We start from the raw sequence: 15,407 nt of genomic DNA, 5'->3' as shown, positions 1-15,407 counted from the left end.
ATGTGGCGCAGACTGATTTATCACCCTGAGATCAACTACGCACTACGTCAGACGCTGGTGCTCTGTTTGCCCGTGGCCGTCGGCCTGCTGATAGGCCAACTGCATCTGGGCCTGCTTTTCTCCCTCGTTCCCGCCTGCTGTAACATTGCCGGGCTTGATACGCCGCACAAGCGCTTCTTCAAGCGCCTGGTCATTGGCGCCTCGCTGTTTGCCGGGTGTAGCCTGGCGATGCAACTGTTGTTGGCGCAGGCGGTGCCGTTGCCGCTGATTCTGACCGGGTTGACGCTGCTCCTCGGCGTCACCGCGGAGTTAAGCTCGCTTCACGCCCGCCTGCTTCCCGCTTCGCTGATCGCCGCAATTTTTACCCTCAGCCTGGCGGGAAATATGCCAGTGTGGGAGCCGCTGCTGATCTATGCGCTGGGGACATTGTGGTATGGACTGTTTAACTGGTTTTGGTTCTGGTTGTGGCGCGAACAGCCGCTGCGCGAATCGCTAAGCCTGCTGTATCGCGAACTGGCAGATTACTGCGAAGCGAAATACAGCATGCTGACCCAGCACACCGATCCGGAAAAAGCCCTACCGCCGCTGCTGGTGCGCCAGCAGAAAGCGGTTGACCTGATCACCCAGTGCTACCAGCAAATGCATATGCTGTCGGCGCATCACAATAACGATTACAAACGGATGCTGCGCGCCTTCCAGGAAGCGCTGGATCTGCAAGAACATATCTCGGTCAGCCTGCACCAGCCGGAAGAGGTGCAAAAACTGGTCGAGCGCAGCCACGCCGAACAGGTGATCCGCTGGAACGCGCAAACCGTCGCCACGCGTCTGAGGGTGCTGGCGGATGACATTCTGTACCATCGCCTGCCCACGCGCTTCACCATGCAGAAGCAAATCGGCGCGCTGGAAAAGATCGCCAATCAACATCCGGATAACCCCGTCGGGCAGTTCTGCTACTGGCATTTCAGCCGTATCGCCCGCGTGCTTCGCACCCAGCGTCCGCTCTACGCGCGCGATCTGATGGCGGATAAACAGCGGCGGCTTCCGCTGCTACCGGCGCTGAAAAGCTATCTGTCGCTGAAGTCTCCGGCGCTGCGCAACGCCGGACGCATTAGCGTCATGCTGAGTATCGCCAGCCTGATGGGTACCGCGCTGCACCTGCCGAAGCCGTACTGGATCCTGATGACGGTACTGTTCGTGACGCAAAATGGCTACGGCGCAACGCGCGTACGCATTCTGCACCGTTCGGCCGGAACGCTGGCGGGACTTATCGTCGCGGGCGTGACGCTGCACTTTCATATCCCCGAAGGGTATACGCTGCTTTTAATGCTCTTCGTCACCCTGGTGAGCTATCTGATTATCCGCAAAAACTACGGCTGGGCGACGGTGGGGTTTACCATCACGGCGGTGTACACCCTGCAACTGTTAACCCTGAACGGCGAACAATTTATCATTCCGCGGTTTGTCGATACGATCATCGGCTGTCTGATCGCCTTCGGCGGCACCGTCTGGCTGTGGCCGCAGTGGCAAAGCGGTCTGTTGCGCAAAAATGCCCACGACGCGCTGGAGGCGGACCAGGAGGCGATCCGCCTGATCCTCAGCGACGATCCGCAGGCGACGCCGCTGGCATACCAACGAATGCGCGTCAACCAGGCCCACAACACGCTGTTTAACTCGCTGAATCAGGCCATGCAGGAACCGGGATTTAATACGCACTATCTGGAAGATATGAAGCTGTGGGTCACCCACAGCCAGTTCATTGTCGAGCATATCAACGCGATGACCACCCTGGCGCGAGAACATACAATGCTGACGCCTGATCTGGCCCAACGATATCTGCAATCGTGTGAAATTGCGCTCCAGCGTTGTCAGCAGCGGCTGGAATATGACGGGCCGGGCAGCTCTGGGGATGTAAATATTCTTGAGGCGCCAGAGATGCTCTCCCACGGGCCATTGAGCACGCTGGAACAGCATCTCCAGCGTGTGCTGGGGCATTTAAATACTATGCATACCATTTCGTCGGTGGCCTGGCGCCAGCGACCGCACCACGGGATCTGGCTCAGCCGCCGGTTGCGCGATATGAAAGGCTGACGCTCTATGCGGCCTATTCGCTTACGACTTTCGCGACGGCTTGCGCGAAACGCTGCATTCCTTCGTCGATATCCGCCTCTTCCACCACCAGCGAGGGAGCAAAACGCATCACCTCAGGGCCAGCGTTGAGCACCATCACCCCCGCCTCCGCTGCCGCATACAGGAAATCACGCGCGCGCCCCTTATACTGCGGCTTCAGTTCGGCGCCAATCAACAGGCCCATGCCGCGAATGTCGCTGAAAACGTCAAAGCGTTCATCGATCTGTTGCAGATGCTGAACAAATCTCTGCCGCTTCGTCTGCACCCCACTTAACACGGCTGGCGTACTGATGATATCGAACGCCGCCTCCGCAACCGCACAGGCCAATGGGTTACCGCCATAGGTAGAACCATGCGAGCCCACGTGAAATGCCGAAGCGATATCCTGGGTGGTCAGTACCGCACTTACCGGAAAACCACCGCCCAACGCCTTCGCGCTGGTCAGAATGTCCGGCGTCACGCCATAGTGCATATAAGCGAACAGATCGCCGGTGCGCCCCATGCCGCTTTGTACTTCATCAAACACCAGCAGCGCCTGATGCTCGTGGCACAGCTTGCGCAGGCCTTGCAGGAATTCCGGCGTCGCCGCCAGCACGCCGCCTTCGCCCTGTACCGGCTCGACCACTACTGCGCAGGTGTGATCATCCATCACCGCGCTGACGGCGTGGAGATCGTTAAAGGGCACGTGAATGATATCGGCCGGTTTTGGGCCGAAACCATCGGAATACTTCGGCTGACCGCCCACGGAAACGGTAAACAACGAACGACCATGGAACGCATTATGGAAGGCGATAATTTTGGTTTTGAAGGGGCTATGGCGGACGCATGCATAATGACGCGCCAGTTTAAACGCCGTTTCGTTGGCTTCCGTCCCGGAGTTCATGAACAGCACGCGCTCGGCAAAGGTGGCGGCGATAAGTTTCCGACCCAGACGCAGCGCCGGTTCGTTGGTGAATACGTTACTGGTATGCCAGAGCGTTTCGCCCTGCGCTTTCAGCGCTTCCACCAGCGACGGGTGGCAATGACCGAGCGCGGTAACCGCAATCCCTCCGGCAAAATCGACATAGTCTTTGCCCTGCTGGTCCCAGACCCGGCTGCCTTTACCTTTCACCGGGATAAAGTCCGCCGGTGCATAAACTGGCAGAATGACTTCATCGAAAGTTGCGCGAGTTACTGCCGTTTGTTCAGTTGCCATCTCATGCCCATCCACTTATGCAAAAAACAATGTGAAATAATAATCACAAAATATGCATAAAAAATCACTAAATGGCAACCATAAATCATCGGTTAAGGAAATTAGCCAACAGTTGATGCCCCTGCTCGCTGAGAATACTCTCCGGATGGAACTGAACGCCCTCCAGATCCCAGGTCGTATGGCGAATCCCCATGATCTCCTGCGCCTCGCTCCAGGCGGTGACCTCGAAGCAAGCGGGCAGCGTGGCAGGATCAACAATCAGCGAATGGTAACGGGTTACCCTTAACGGGTTGGCTAAACCCTGAAACACTCCCTGCCCGTTATGGCGGACAGGCGCGGTTTTGCCGTGCATCACCTTCGCCGCGCGGACAATCGTTGCGCCGAAGGCCTGCGCCATCGCCTGATGCCCAAGACAGACGCCAAGCATTGGCAGTCGCCCGGCGTAATGGCGAATCGCCGCCAGCGAAATGCCAGCGTCATCAGGCGTACAAGGGCCGGGGGAGATGACGATTTTTTGCGGGCCAAGCGCGTCAATCTGCGGCAGCGTCAGCTCATCATTGCGCTTAACCAGCACATCCGCGCCCAGCTCGCAAAAGTACTGGTAAAGATTCCAGGTAAACGAATCGTAGTTGTCGATAAGCAGGATCATGGCGGCTCCGGTACAAGAAAACCGCGCTATTCTACTCAGTTTCCTCGACTTCGCTTACCCCTTTCCGAAATATCGCCTCCAGCGCGCTAAGGTCACCCATCGCCCCTTCCTGATTCGCCTGGTTCCAGCGATCGACCGGAATATCCCGCCAGTGCAGTAAATAGCCCGCGTGGATGGCCAACTGTTCAAAGAAAATACGCTGCGCCATACCACTGCCGATGCGGAACGGGTGCAGTACGTTGATCTCACAATAGTAATGCGCCAGGCGATTCACAAACTTCTCTTTGGGCAACCCAACCAGATACCCTTCTTCTTCCAGATCCTGCATCAGGGCGTTGCCTTCTTTCTCGATATACGCGAAATGGCAAAAGCGGGTATCGCCCTGATAAATATCGACCTCGCGCAATTGCCCTGCCCAGTCGAAAACATCCTGGTACAGCTGGCGATGGAGGGCGCATAAATGCGGTAGCCCTCGCTTCAGCGGGCCAAGCTCAATGGTTGCCGCCCGCAGCGCCGTCAGCTCCCATGCCGCCTGCGTCAGCCGCTCCGCCTGGCGGATCCCCAGTCGGTTACGCATGACGTTCAGACCGGGGTAAAGATACGGATCGCGATCGTCGCCGATTTTAGCGCTCATAGTGCCTCCGGAGTTCGTCAAGGCGTGCCAGCGCCTCTGGCGCGGTTAACGTGACTAGCGGGCTGTCGACGCCCTCAAGGCGGCGGCTGGCCTGAAAATTGGTATTGCGCTGCTGCTCCCAGAGCCGGGATTTCTGTCTGTCGGTGAGTTTTTTCACTTTACGCCTCCCTGATAGTCTCGTGTCTGCCAAGTATAAGCGGCAAAACGCGGTTACGCAGGAAGGGGAAACAGGCGCGGGCATGAAACACCCGCGCCGAAAGGGATTACGGCAGGACTTTTGCGGAGAGGATAACGACCGGTTTTGTCGGCACATTCTGGTATGGGCCCACATCTTTGGTCTGAACCTGAGAGATCTTATCGGCAACATCCATCCCTTTCACAACTTTACCAAAGACGGCGTATCCGAAGTCGCGCTGGCCGTGATCGAGAAAGGCGTTGTCGGCGACATTGATGAAGAACTGGCTGGTGGCGCTGTCCTTGTCTGCGGTACGCGCCATCGCAATGGTGCCTCGGGTATTACGCAGACCGTTGTCGGCTTCGTTTTTGATCGGCGGATTCGGCTTCTTCTGCTGCATCTGCTCGTTGAACCCACCGCCCTGAATCATAAAGCCTGGGATCACACGGTGGAACGTGGTGTTGTTATAGAACCCGCTGTTCACGTAATCGACAAAGTTCTGCACTGATACTGGCGCTTTCTGGCTGTTCAGTTCCAGTTCAATATTACCGGCAGAGGTTGTCAGCAGAACGTGCGGATCCCCTTTCGCCGCCAACGCTGCAGGAGAGAGAGCAGAAAGGGCGAAAACAGCTGCGACAGCCGCCAGGGTCGATTTGAGCATGAGAATTCCTTAACGAGAGCGGTAACAAAAAGCAAGTGCTTTGATTCTAAAGAGGCTTCAGAGACAAGGCCATCCCTTTACCTATTTTTACTTACCAGAAACATCTGTAACTTACTGACCGTCAGTCTATGCGTGATTTTGATCACAATAAAAAATGTAACGCACTTATTAATTGCCAATAAAAGTTTAAATGAATCACTAAAGCGCCTAAAATCTGCCCGCTCGTGGCGCAGTCAATGCGCTTTACTTTCTTATACACACAGTTTTCAGGTGCGTATCAACACAGGCCAGCCATGACTAACAGCAACCGCATCAAGCTCACATGGATTAGCTTTCTTTCCTACGCCCTGACCGGGGCGCTGGTTATTGTCACCGGGATGGTGATGGGAAACATCGCAGAGTATTTCAACCTGCCGGTTTCCAGTATGAGTAATACCTTCACCTTCCTGAACGCCGGTATTTTGATCTCCATTTTTCTTAACGCCTGGCTGATGGAAATCGTCCCGCTAAAAACGCAGCTGCGTTTTGGCTTTATCCTGATGGTACTGGCGGTGGCCGGACTGATGTTCAGCCACAGTCTGGCGCTGTTCTCCGCTGCGATGTTCGTGCTTGGCGTGGTAAGCGGTATCACCATGTCGATCGGGACTTTCCTGATCACCCAGATGTACGAAGGCCGTCAGCGCGGCTCGCGCCTGCTTTTTACCGATTCCTTCTTCAGCATGGCGGGGATGATTTTTCCAATGGTTGCCGCCTTTTTGCTGGCCCGCAGCATCGAGTGGTACTGGGTATATGCCTGCATCGGCCTGGTCTATGTGGCGATTTTCCTGCTGACCTTTGGCTGTGAATTCCCCGCGCTGGGCAAACATGCACCGAAAAGCGATACACCGGCAGTAAAAGAAAAATGGGGCATCGGCGTACTGTTTCTCTCCATTGCCGCGCTGTGCTATATCCTGGGCCAGTTGGGCTTTATCTCATGGGTACCGGAATACGCGAAGGGACTGGGAATGAGTCTGAACGATGCCGGTACGCTGGTCAGCAACTTCTGGATGTCTTATATGTTCGGTATGTGGGCATTCAGCGTCATCCTGCGTTTCTTTGACTTGCAGCGCATCCTGACAGTGCTCGCCGGTCTGGCTGCGGTTCTGATGTATCTGTTTATCACCGGCACGCCAGCGCATATGCCGTGGTTTATCCTCGCGCTGGGCTTTTTCTCAAGCGCCATTTACACCACGATTATTACGCTGGGCTCCCAGCAGACGAAAGTGGCGTCGCCAAAGCTGGTTAACTTTGTGCTGACTTGCGGCACCATTGGCACCATGTTGACCTTCGTGGTCACCGGTCCTATCGTGGCGCACAGCGGCCCGCAGGCGGCGCTGTTCACCGCTAACGCTCTGTATGCCGTCGTGTTTGTGATGTGCTTTATCCTCGGTTTTGTCACCCGCCATCGCCGTCACGAGGTGTCCGCGATGCATTAATTCAGTTGCCCGGTAGCGTAGGGTTACCGGGCATCCTGATCTTTCCTGAGACGGATAAAACGTAACGTGTTGTCGTCCGGTCCCCCTCCCTCTAAGGTCTTAGCGCCTCTCTTCGCCGGGAGTAGCTGGAGATGCTGAAAAACCCCTCATTTTGTACGTTATTTATACAATCGCGAAAAGTCTGACATTTCCGTGACTTATAAAAATCCTGACAAATCAGCAATATACCCCTTAAGGAGTATATAAAGGTGAATTTGATTTGCATCAATAAGTGGGGTTGCTGAATCGTTAAGGTAGGCAGTAATAGAAAAGAAATCGAGGCAAAAATGAGCAAAGTCAGACTCGCTATTATCGGTAATGGTATGGTCGGCCATCGCTTTATTGAGGATCTTCTTGATAAATCCGACGCTGCCAATTTTGATATTACTGTTTTCTGCGAAGAACCCCGCAAAGCGTATGACCGTGTGCACCTGTCATCTTACTTCTCCCATCACACTGCCGAAGAACTCTCTCTGGTGCGTGAAGGCTTTTACGAGAAGCATGGCGTGAAAGTGCTGGTCGGCGAACGCGCTATCACCATCAACCGTCAGGAAAAGGTGATCCACTCCAGCGCGGGCCGCACGGTTTACTATGACAAGCTGATCATGGCCACCGGCTCCTATCCGTGGATCCCGCCGATTAAAGGCTCCGAAACGCAGGACTGCTTTGTCTATCGCACCATTGAAGATCTCAATGCCATAGAGTCCTGCGCCCGTCGCAGCAAACGTGGCGCGGTAGTCGGCGGTGGACTGTTAGGCCTGGAAGCGGCCGGCGCGCTGAAAAACCTCGGCGTGGAAACCCACGTCATCGAATTCGCGCCAATGCTGATGGCGGAACAGCTGGATCAGATGGGCGGCGAACAGCTACGCCGCAAAATCGAAAGCATGGGCGTGCGCGTCCACACCAGCAAAAATACCAAAGAGATCGTCCAGACAGGGACCGAGGCGCGTAAGACCATGCGTTTTGCCGATGGTAGCGAACTGGAAGTCGATTTTATCGTGTTCTCCACCGGTATTCGTCCGCGCGATAAGCTGGCCACTCAGTGCGGTCTGGAGGTCGCTACGCGCGGCGGGATCGTGATTAACGACGCCTGTCAAACTTCTGATCCGGACATTTACGCCATCGGCGAATGCGCAAGCTGGAACAATCGCGTTTACGGCCTGGTGGCGCCAGGCTACAAAATGGCGCAGGTCGCCGTTGATCATATCCTTGGCAACGAAAACGTTTTTGAAGGCGCGGATCTGAGCGCTAAGCTGAAGCTGCTGGGCGTTGACGTGGGCGGCATTGGCGACGCGCATGGCCGCACGCCGGGCGCGCGTAGCTATGTTTACCTCGACGAAAGCAAAGAGGTCTATAAGCGCCTTATTGTCAGCGAAGATAACAAAACCCTGCTCGGAGCGGTGCTGGTGGGCGACACCAGCGACTACGGCAACCTGCTGCAACTGGTGCTGAATGCTATCGAACTGCCGGAAAACCCGGACTCCCTGATCCTGCCTGCCCACGCGGGTAGCGGTAAGCCCTCGATTGGTGTGGACAAGCTGCCGGACAGCGCGCAAATTTGCTCTTGCTTCGACGTCACTAAAGGCATGTTGGTCGCCGCCATCAACAAAGGTTGTCACACCGTCGCCGCGCTGAAAGCCGAAACCAAAGCCGGTACAGGCTGCGGCGGCTGTATCCCGCTGGTCACCCAGGTGCTGAACGCCGAACTGGCGAAACAGGGCATTGAAGTGAACAATAACCTGTGTGAGCACTTTGCCTATTCACGCCAGGAGCTGTTCCACCTGATTCGCGTCGAAGGCATCAAAACGTTCGAAGAGCTGCTGGCAAAACACGGAAAAGGTTACGGCTGTGAAGTGTGTAAGCCCACCGTCGGTTCCCTGCTGGCCTCCTGCTGGAACGAATACATTCTGAAGCCGCAGCACACCCCGCTGCAGGATACTAACGACAACTTCCTGGCGAACATCCAGAAAGATGGCACTTATTCCGTTATTCCCCGTTCTGCTGGTGGCGAAATCACTCCGGAAGGACTGGTGGCGGTGGGCCGTATCGCCCGAGAATTTAACCTTTACACCAAAATCACCGGTTCTCAGCGTATCGGCCTGTTCGGCGCGCAGAAAGACGATCTCCCGGAAATCTGGCGTCAGTTGATCGAAGCCGGTTTCGAAACCGGTCACGCCTATGCCAAAGCGCTACGTATGGCGAAAACCTGCGTCGGCAGCACCTGGTGCCGCTACGGCGTCGGTGACAGCGTGGGCTTCGGCGTTGAGCTGGAAAACCGCTACAAAGGTATTCGCACCCCGCACAAAATGAAGTTCGGGGTCTCCGGTTGTACTCGTGAATGCGCCGAAGCCCAGGGGAAAGACGTGGGCATTATCGCCACAGAAAAAGGCTGGAACCTGTACGTCTGCGGTAACGGCGGGATGAAACCGCGCCATGCGGATTTGCTGGCGGCGGATATTGACCGTGAAACGCTGCTCAAATATCTCGACCGCTTCATGATGTTCTACATCCGCACAGCGGACAAACTGACCCGTACCGCGCCGTGGCTGGATAACCTGGAAGGCGGCATCGAGTATCTGAAGTCCGTCATTATTGACGACAAGCTAGGCCTGAACGCCCATCTCGAAGAAGAGATGGCGCGTCTGCGCGAAGCCGTGGTGTGTGAGTGGACTGAAACCGTCAATACACCCTCTGCGCAGGTTCGCTTTAAGCACTTCATCAACAGCGATAAACGCGATCCGAACGTCCAGGTCGTGCCTGAACGTGAACAGCATCGTCCGGCCACGCCGTATGAACGCATTCCGGTCACTCTGGTGGAGGAAAACGCATGAGCCAGTGGAAAGACATTTGCCACATTGATGACATCCTGCCGGAAACCGGCGTCTGCGCGCTGTTAGGCGAGGAACAGGTCGCCATATTCCGCCCGTATCACAGCGATCAGGTGTTCGCGATTAGCAACATCGACCCGTTCTTTGAGTCCAGCGTACTTTCTCGCGGACTGATAGCAGAGCATCAGGGCGAACTGTGGGTCGCCAGCCCGCTGAAAAAACAACGCTTCCGCCTGAGCGACGGGTTGTGCATGGAAGACGAAAGTCATTCCGTCACGCATTACGACGCGCGGGTGAAAGACGGCATTGTGCAGTTACGCGGTTAATTTTTTCGGGAGGCGCAACGCCTCCCTTTTTTGACGTTTTTTTCATTGTTAATTGTGTTCACAACGTCATTTGAGCGGCATCGCGGCGGCTACCGCCTACACCTGGAGCAGAGTCCGCTATGTGACAGGGAGTAAGCGTAACCAGCAACGCGGCAGCGCAGAGGCTGAAGTGAAAAGGGATAATCAATACTATGTTTACTGACACTATCAATAAATGTGCGGCTAACGCTGCGCGTATCGCACGCCTGTCGGCAAAAAACCCGCTGGGATTCTGGGTAAGCTCTGCAATGGCGGGAGCCTACGTTGGCCTCGGCATCATCTTGATCTTCACGCTGGGCAACCTTCTTGATCCTTCTGTTCGACCACTGGTGATGGGCGCTACCTTTGGCATCGCCTTAACGCTGGTGATCATCGCCGGTTCTGAACTTTTTACCGGGCATACTCTGTTCCTGACGCTCGGTGTCAAGGCGGGCACTATCACCCACGGTCAGATGTGGGCGATTCTGCCGCAAACCTGGCTCGGCAATCTGGTCGGCTCCGTGTTTGTCGCACTGATGTACAGTTGGGGCGGCGGCAGCCTGCTGCCGGTTGATACCAGCATTGTGCACTCCGTGGCGCTGGCGAAAACCACCGCGCCAGCCACGGTTTTATTCTTTAAAGGCGCGCTGTGCAACTGGCTGGTATGTCTGGCGATCTGGATGGCGATTCGCACCGAAGGCGCCGCCAAATTTATGGCGATCTGGTGGTGCCTGCTGGCGTTTATCGCCTCCGGCTACGAGCACTCCGTGGCGAACATGACGCTATTTGCCCTCTCCTGGTTCGGTCACCATAGCGAAGCCTATACCCTGGCAGGAATAGGGCATAATCTGCTGTGGGTAACTCTTGGCAATACTTTGTCCGGTGTCGTATTCATGGGATTAGGTTATTGGTATGCTACGCCAAAATCGGAGCGTCCCGTTCCGGCGAAAATTAACCAAACTGAGAATCTGATCAGTGATTAAGGGGTAATGTCGTGGACCATTTGCCTATATTTTGTCAACTCCGTGACCGCGACTGTTTGCTTGTCGGCGGTGGTGATGTCGCAGAACGCAAAGCGCGGCTGCTGCTGGACGCGGGCGCGCGTTTAACGGTGAATGCGCTGGCGTTTGATCCGCAGTTCACCGTATGGGCAAATGAGGGCATGTTAACCCTGGTCGAAGGGCCCTTTGATGAAACCCTTCTTGACCCCTGCTGGCTGGTGATTGCCGCCACGGATGATGATGCGGTTAACCAGCGCGTCAGCGATGCGGCAGAATTGCGCCGAATCTTCTGTAACGTGGTGGACGCGCCGAAAGCCGCCAGCTTCATCATGCCGTCAATTATCGACCGTTCGCCGCTGATGGTGGCGGTCTCCTCGGGCGGCACCTCACCGGTGCTTGCCCGCCTGCTGCGCGAAAAGCTGGAATCCCTGCTGCCTCAGCATCTCGGTCAGGTCGCACATTACGCCGGAACACTGCGCTCACGCGTGAAGCAGCAGTTCGCCACCATGGGCGAACGCCGTCGCTTCTGGGAAAAATTCTTCGTTAACGATCGTCTGGCGCAGTCGCTGGCTAACACCGACGAAAAAGCAGTGGCGGACGTCACCGAGCAGTTACTTAACGAGCCGTTGGATCATCGCGGCGAAGTGGTGCTGGTGGGAGCAGGGCCGGGCGATGCCGGCCTTCTGACCCTGAAAGGACTGCAACAGATCCAGCAGGCCGATGTGGTGGTGTACGACCGTCTGGTGTCAGACGACATCATGAACCTTGTGCGTCGCGACGCGGATCGCGTATTCGTCGGCAAACGCGCGGGCTACCACTGCGTACCGCAGGAGGAAATTAACCAGATCCTGCTGCGCGAAGCGCAAAAAGGCAAACGCGTGGTGCGTCTGAAAGGCGGCGATCCGTTTATCTTTGGTCGCGGTGGCGAAGAGCTGGAAACCCTCTGCCATGCGGGCATTCCGTTCTCGGTGGTGCCGGGAATTACCGCCGCCTCCGGGTGCTCTGCATACTCCGGGATCCCGCTGACCCATCGCGATTACGCGCAGAGCGTCCGTCTGGTCACCGGCCACCTGAAGACCGGCGGCGAGCTGGACTGGGAAAACCTGGCGGCAGAAAAACAGACGCTGGTGTTTTACATGGGCCTGAATCAAGCCGCTACTATTCAACAGAAATTGATCGAATTCGGTATGCAGGCGGATATGCCCGTCGCACTGGTAGAAAACGGCACCGCAGTAAAACAGCGTGTGGTGAAAGGCGAACTCGCACAATTAGGCGAGCTGGCGACGCAGGTAGAAAGTCCTGCATTAATTATCGTGGGTCGCGTCGTCGGATTACGCGAAAAGCTAAATTGGTTCTCCAACCATTAATACTGTCTGAACACGAAGGCCAGCACTGTCTGGCCTTTTTTATTGCCGTCAGGAATAAACGTCCGGAATCATACCTTCTTATAACCTCATGAATTTAAAGACATAAGCATCTTGCCCCGGTTTATTTCTCCATTCCCTTACTGACGCAAAAAATAGATTACGCTATCGTCGAATCCGGGTGGGGAAAATATATTCACCACCTCTATCATTAGTTAAAAATTATATTTTTTACATAGGAAATGTAAATGAACAAGTTTATTAAAATGGCACTGGTGGGCGCAGCGCTGGCTACCCTGACGGCATGTACGGGTCACGTTGAAAACCGCAATAAAACCTGCTCTTATGACTACCTGCTGCACCCAGCCATTTCTATTTCCAAAATTATTGGCGGCTGTGGTCCAACCGCAGAGTAATAGACTCTGAAAAATTGCGCAGATACAAAAAAACCGGGGCTTCCCGGTTTTTTCGTTTTTCGCGTGTTATTACGGTTTGGCGACAAACCCAATCGCTTCGTACACCGCTTTTAGCGTTTCAGAAGCCCTCGCGCTGGCTTTTTCAGCCCCTTCTTTCATCACTTTCTGCAAGAATGCTTCGTCGTTGCGGAAGCGGTGATAACGTTCCTGAAGCTCGGTCAGCATGCCGGAAACGGCTTCCGCCACTTCGCCTTTCAGATGGCCATACATCTTGCCTTCAAAGTGTTTTTCCAGTTCAGGGATACTCTGACCGGTGACGGCTGAAAGGATGTCCAGCAGGTTAGATACGCCCGCTTTATTCTGGGTATCGTAACGCACGACCGGCGGCTCGTCGGAGTCGGTCACCGCGCGTTTGATTTTCTTAACCACCGATTTCGGATCTTCCAGCAGACCAATCACGTTGTTGCGGTTGTCGTCTGACTTGGACATCTTCCTGGTCGGCTCCAGCAGCGACATCACGCGCGCGCCTGACTTCGGAATAAACGGCTCAGGCACTTTGAAGATCTCGCCATACAGCGCGTTGAAACGCTGCGCAATATCGCGGCTCAGTTCGAGGTGCTGTTTCTGGTCTTCGCCGACCGGAACCTGGTTAGTCTGATACAGCAAAATATCGGCTGCCATCAGCACCGGATAATCAAACAGACCGGCGTTGATGTTTTCGGCGTAGCGCGCAGACTTGTCTTTAAACTGGGTCATGCGGCTCAATTCACCGAAATAAGTGTAGCAGTTCAGCGCCCAGGCCAGCTGCGCGTGCTCCGGCACGTGAGACTGAACAAAGATGGTGCTTTTCTCAGGATCGATACCGCACGCAAGGTACAGCGCCAGGGTGTCCAGCGTCGCTTTGCGCAGTTGCTGTGCATCCTGACGCACGGTGATGGCATGCTGGTCAACGATGCAGTAGATACAGTGGTAGTCATCCTGCATGTTCACCCACTGACGCAGCGCACCCATGTAGTTGCCAATGGTCAATTCACCTGAGGGCTGTGCGCCACTAAAAACGATGGGCTTAGTCATTTTTCGATTCCTGATTTTCGCTATGCGGAAGCCCGAGAGCGGGCAGAAGTTCATTTATGCGGTCGTACATGAGGTCAGGCTGGCTCAGAGAGATCGGCTCGCCGTAGTTATAGCCGTAGGTGAGTCCTGCTGACGGGCAACCTGCCGCTTTTGCAGCCTGAATATCATTACGCGAATCCCCGACAAAGAGCAATTGCTCAGGCGAAATACCGAGCTTACTTGCCACCATCAGCAGCGGATCCGGATGCGGTTTTTTGTTTTTCACGTCGTCACCGCCGATAACCACGCTGAAATATTTGCTGATATCCAGCGCGTCCAGCAGCGGCGCGACAAACGGCGTCGGCTTGTTGGTCACCAGACCTAACGGCAGCCCTTTCGCGTGCAGCGCGCCCAGCGTGTCGGCGACATCAGGGAATAAAAACGTCCCTTCTTCAGCCACATCGCCATAGTATCTGTCGAACAGCTTGCGCAGAATGCGGACCTGTTCTTCGGCGGGGATATCATCATCGACGGGGGGTTTGCCCTGGGACTGACGTAACGTGGCGCGCTCCTGACGGGCCCAGGCAAGCGCACGCGCCATTAATACGTCCGCGCCGTTACCTATCCAGGCGATCACGCGTTCTTCGCCTGCCGTCGGCAGTTCCAGCGCGTACAGCGCCATATCCACCGCGGCGGTTAATCCCGGCGCGCTGTCGACCAGCGTGCCGTCGAGGTCGAAGGCGACGCCCCGAATATCCTGCAATTTATCCATGACTTACCTTTGCCAGTTCACGGCGCATTTCATCAATGACTTTTTTGTAGTCAGGCTGATCGAAAATAGCGGAGCCTGCAACGAACATATCTGCTCCCGCCGCCGCGATTTCACCGATGTTGTTTACCTTCACACCACCGTCAACTTCGAGACGAATGTCGTAGCCGGACTCATCGATACGGCGACGCACTTCACGCAGCTTGTCCAGCGTTTGCGGAATAAACGACTGGCCGCCAAAACCCGGGTTTACGGACATCAGCAGGATCACATCCAGCTTATCCATCACGTAATCGAGATAACTCAGCGGCGTTGCCGGGTTGAAGACCAGACCCGCCTTACAGCCATGTTCTTTAATCAGTTGCAGCGTGCGGTCAACGTGTTCAGAGGCTTCCGGATGAAAAGTAATAATGCTGGCGCCTGCGGCGGCAAAGTCCGGGACAATGCGATCAACCGGCTTCACCATCAGATGCACGTCAATGGGTGCGGTAATGCCATATTTGCGCAGAGACTTCAGCACCATCGGGCCGATAGTCAGGTTGGGGACGTAGTGGTTGTCCATCACATCGAAATGCACGACATCCGCACCGGCAGCCAGTGCTTGTGCGGTGTCCTCACCCAGGCGGGCAAAATCAGCCGACAGAATTGAGGGGGCAATCAAATACTGTTTCATCCGC

General features: G+C 55.4%; 15 protein-coding genes. 7 read left to right on the top strand and 8 right to left on the bottom strand.

The genetic code is table 11. From position 1 onward, the window contains the following. Positions 1 to 2,088, top strand: coding sequence for a YccS/YhfK family putative transporter (locus OGY07_RS03460; RefSeq protein WP_286598664.1), 2,088 nt, complete (start codon positions 1 to 3; stop codon positions 2,086 to 2,088). A 13-nt stretch (positions 2,089 to 2,101) separates the two neighbouring features. Here OGY07_RS03460 and argD read toward each other — a convergent pair whose 3' ends face one another. The 5 genes from argD to ppiA form a co-directional block, all read right to left on the bottom strand. Then, complete coding sequence (gene argD / locus OGY07_RS03455; RefSeq protein WP_286598662.1) at positions 2,102 to 3,322, bottom strand: bifunctional acetylornithine/succinyldiaminopimelate transaminase; 1,221 nt, start codon at positions 3,320 to 3,322, stop codon at positions 2,102 to 2,104. Positions 3,323 to 3,407: 85 nt separating this feature from the next. After that, the gene (gene pabA / locus OGY07_RS03450) at positions 3,408 to 3,971 is read right to left on the bottom strand and encodes an aminodeoxychorismate synthase component 2 (RefSeq protein ID WP_181822440.1); all 564 of its coding nucleotides are present in this window, start codon (positions 3,969 to 3,971) and stop codon (positions 3,408 to 3,410) included. A gap of 31 nt (positions 3,972 to 4,002) precedes the next feature. Next, a complete protein-coding gene (locus tag OGY07_RS03445) occupies positions 4,003 to 4,605 on the bottom strand; it encodes a putative adenosine monophosphate-protein transferase Fic (RefSeq protein ID WP_042286314.1) in 603 nt (200 codons plus the stop codon). Continuing rightward, a complete protein-coding gene (gene ficA / locus OGY07_RS03440) occupies positions 4,595 to 4,762 on the bottom strand; it encodes a FicA/YhfG family antitoxin (protein ID WP_060571196.1) in 168 nt (55 codons plus the stop codon). The genes OGY07_RS03445 and ficA overlap by 11 nt, the downstream gene beginning before the upstream one ends. Before the next feature lie 106 nt (positions 4,763 to 4,868). Further along, positions 4,869 to 5,441 (bottom strand): peptidylprolyl isomerase A, encoded by a 573-nt coding sequence (gene ppiA / locus OGY07_RS03435; protein WP_042286322.1) that lies wholly within the window; start codon positions 5,439 to 5,441, stop codon positions 4,869 to 4,871. A 293-nt stretch (positions 5,442 to 5,734) separates the two neighbouring features. Here ppiA and tsgA point away from each other — a divergent pair, with 293 nt between their 5' ends. The 6 genes from tsgA to OGY07_RS03405 all read left to right on the top strand — a co-directional run bounded on the left by tsgA (position 5,735) and on the right by OGY07_RS03405 (position 12,908). Next, positions 5,735 to 6,916 carry an MFS transporter TsgA gene (tsgA, locus tag OGY07_RS03430; RefSeq protein ID WP_042286325.1) on the top strand — a complete coding sequence of 394 codons (1,182 nt, stop codon included), beginning with the start codon at positions 5,735 to 5,737 and terminating at the stop codon, positions 6,914 to 6,916. 326 nt (positions 6,917 to 7,242) lie between these two features. After that, complete coding sequence (gene nirB, locus OGY07_RS03425; protein ID WP_200035616.1) at positions 7,243 to 9,786, top strand: NADPH-nitrite reductase large subunit; 2,544 nt, start codon at positions 7,243 to 7,245, stop codon at positions 9,784 to 9,786. Next, positions 9,783 to 10,109, top strand: coding sequence for a nitrite reductase small subunit NirD (gene nirD, locus OGY07_RS03420; RefSeq protein WP_286598656.1), 327 nt, complete (start codon positions 9,783 to 9,785; stop codon positions 10,107 to 10,109). The genes nirB and nirD overlap by 4 nt, the downstream gene beginning before the upstream one ends. Before the next feature lie 191 nt (positions 10,110 to 10,300). Continuing rightward, on the top strand, positions 10,301 to 11,110 hold the full coding sequence (gene nirC / locus OGY07_RS03415) for a nitrite transporter NirC (RefSeq protein WP_042286332.1): 810 nt from the start codon (positions 10,301 to 10,303) through the stop codon (positions 11,108 to 11,110). A gap of 11 nt (positions 11,111 to 11,121) precedes the next feature. After that, positions 11,122 to 12,495, top strand: coding sequence for a siroheme synthase CysG (cysG, locus tag OGY07_RS03410; protein WP_042286335.1), 1,374 nt, complete (start codon positions 11,122 to 11,124; stop codon positions 12,493 to 12,495). Positions 12,496 to 12,740: 245 nt separating this feature from the next. Continuing rightward, positions 12,741 to 12,908, top strand: coding sequence for a YhfL family protein (locus OGY07_RS03405; RefSeq protein ID WP_042286337.1), 168 nt, complete (start codon positions 12,741 to 12,743; stop codon positions 12,906 to 12,908). 69 nt (positions 12,909 to 12,977) lie between these two features. Here OGY07_RS03405 and trpS read toward each other — a convergent pair whose 3' ends face one another. From trpS to rpe, 3 genes are read right to left on the bottom strand one after another with little or no spacing between them, the layout of a single operon-like run. Then, the gene (gene trpS / locus OGY07_RS03400; protein ID WP_042286340.1) at positions 12,978 to 13,982 is read right to left on the bottom strand and encodes a tryptophan--tRNA ligase; all 1,005 of its coding nucleotides are present in this window, start codon (positions 13,980 to 13,982) and stop codon (positions 12,978 to 12,980) included. Continuing rightward, a complete protein-coding gene (gph, locus tag OGY07_RS03395; RefSeq protein WP_060571192.1) occupies positions 13,975 to 14,733 on the bottom strand; it encodes a phosphoglycolate phosphatase in 759 nt (252 codons plus the stop codon). Before gph ends, trpS begins: the two co-directional genes overlap by 8 nt. Then, positions 14,726 to 15,403 carry a ribulose-phosphate 3-epimerase gene (rpe, locus tag OGY07_RS03390; RefSeq protein ID WP_042286346.1) on the bottom strand — a complete coding sequence of 226 codons (678 nt, stop codon included), beginning with the start codon at positions 15,401 to 15,403 and terminating at the stop codon, positions 14,726 to 14,728. Before rpe ends, gph begins: the two co-directional genes overlap by 8 nt. Between the last annotated feature and the right edge of the window lie 4 nt (positions 15,404 to 15,407).

The sequence above is a fragment of the Citrobacter sp. Cs237 genome, from assembly GCF_030332325.1.
Classification (GTDB): Bacteria; Pseudomonadota; Gammaproteobacteria; order Enterobacterales; family Enterobacteriaceae; genus Citrobacter_A; species Citrobacter_A sedlakii.
This window is presented reverse-complemented; position numbering and strand designations above follow the sequence as displayed.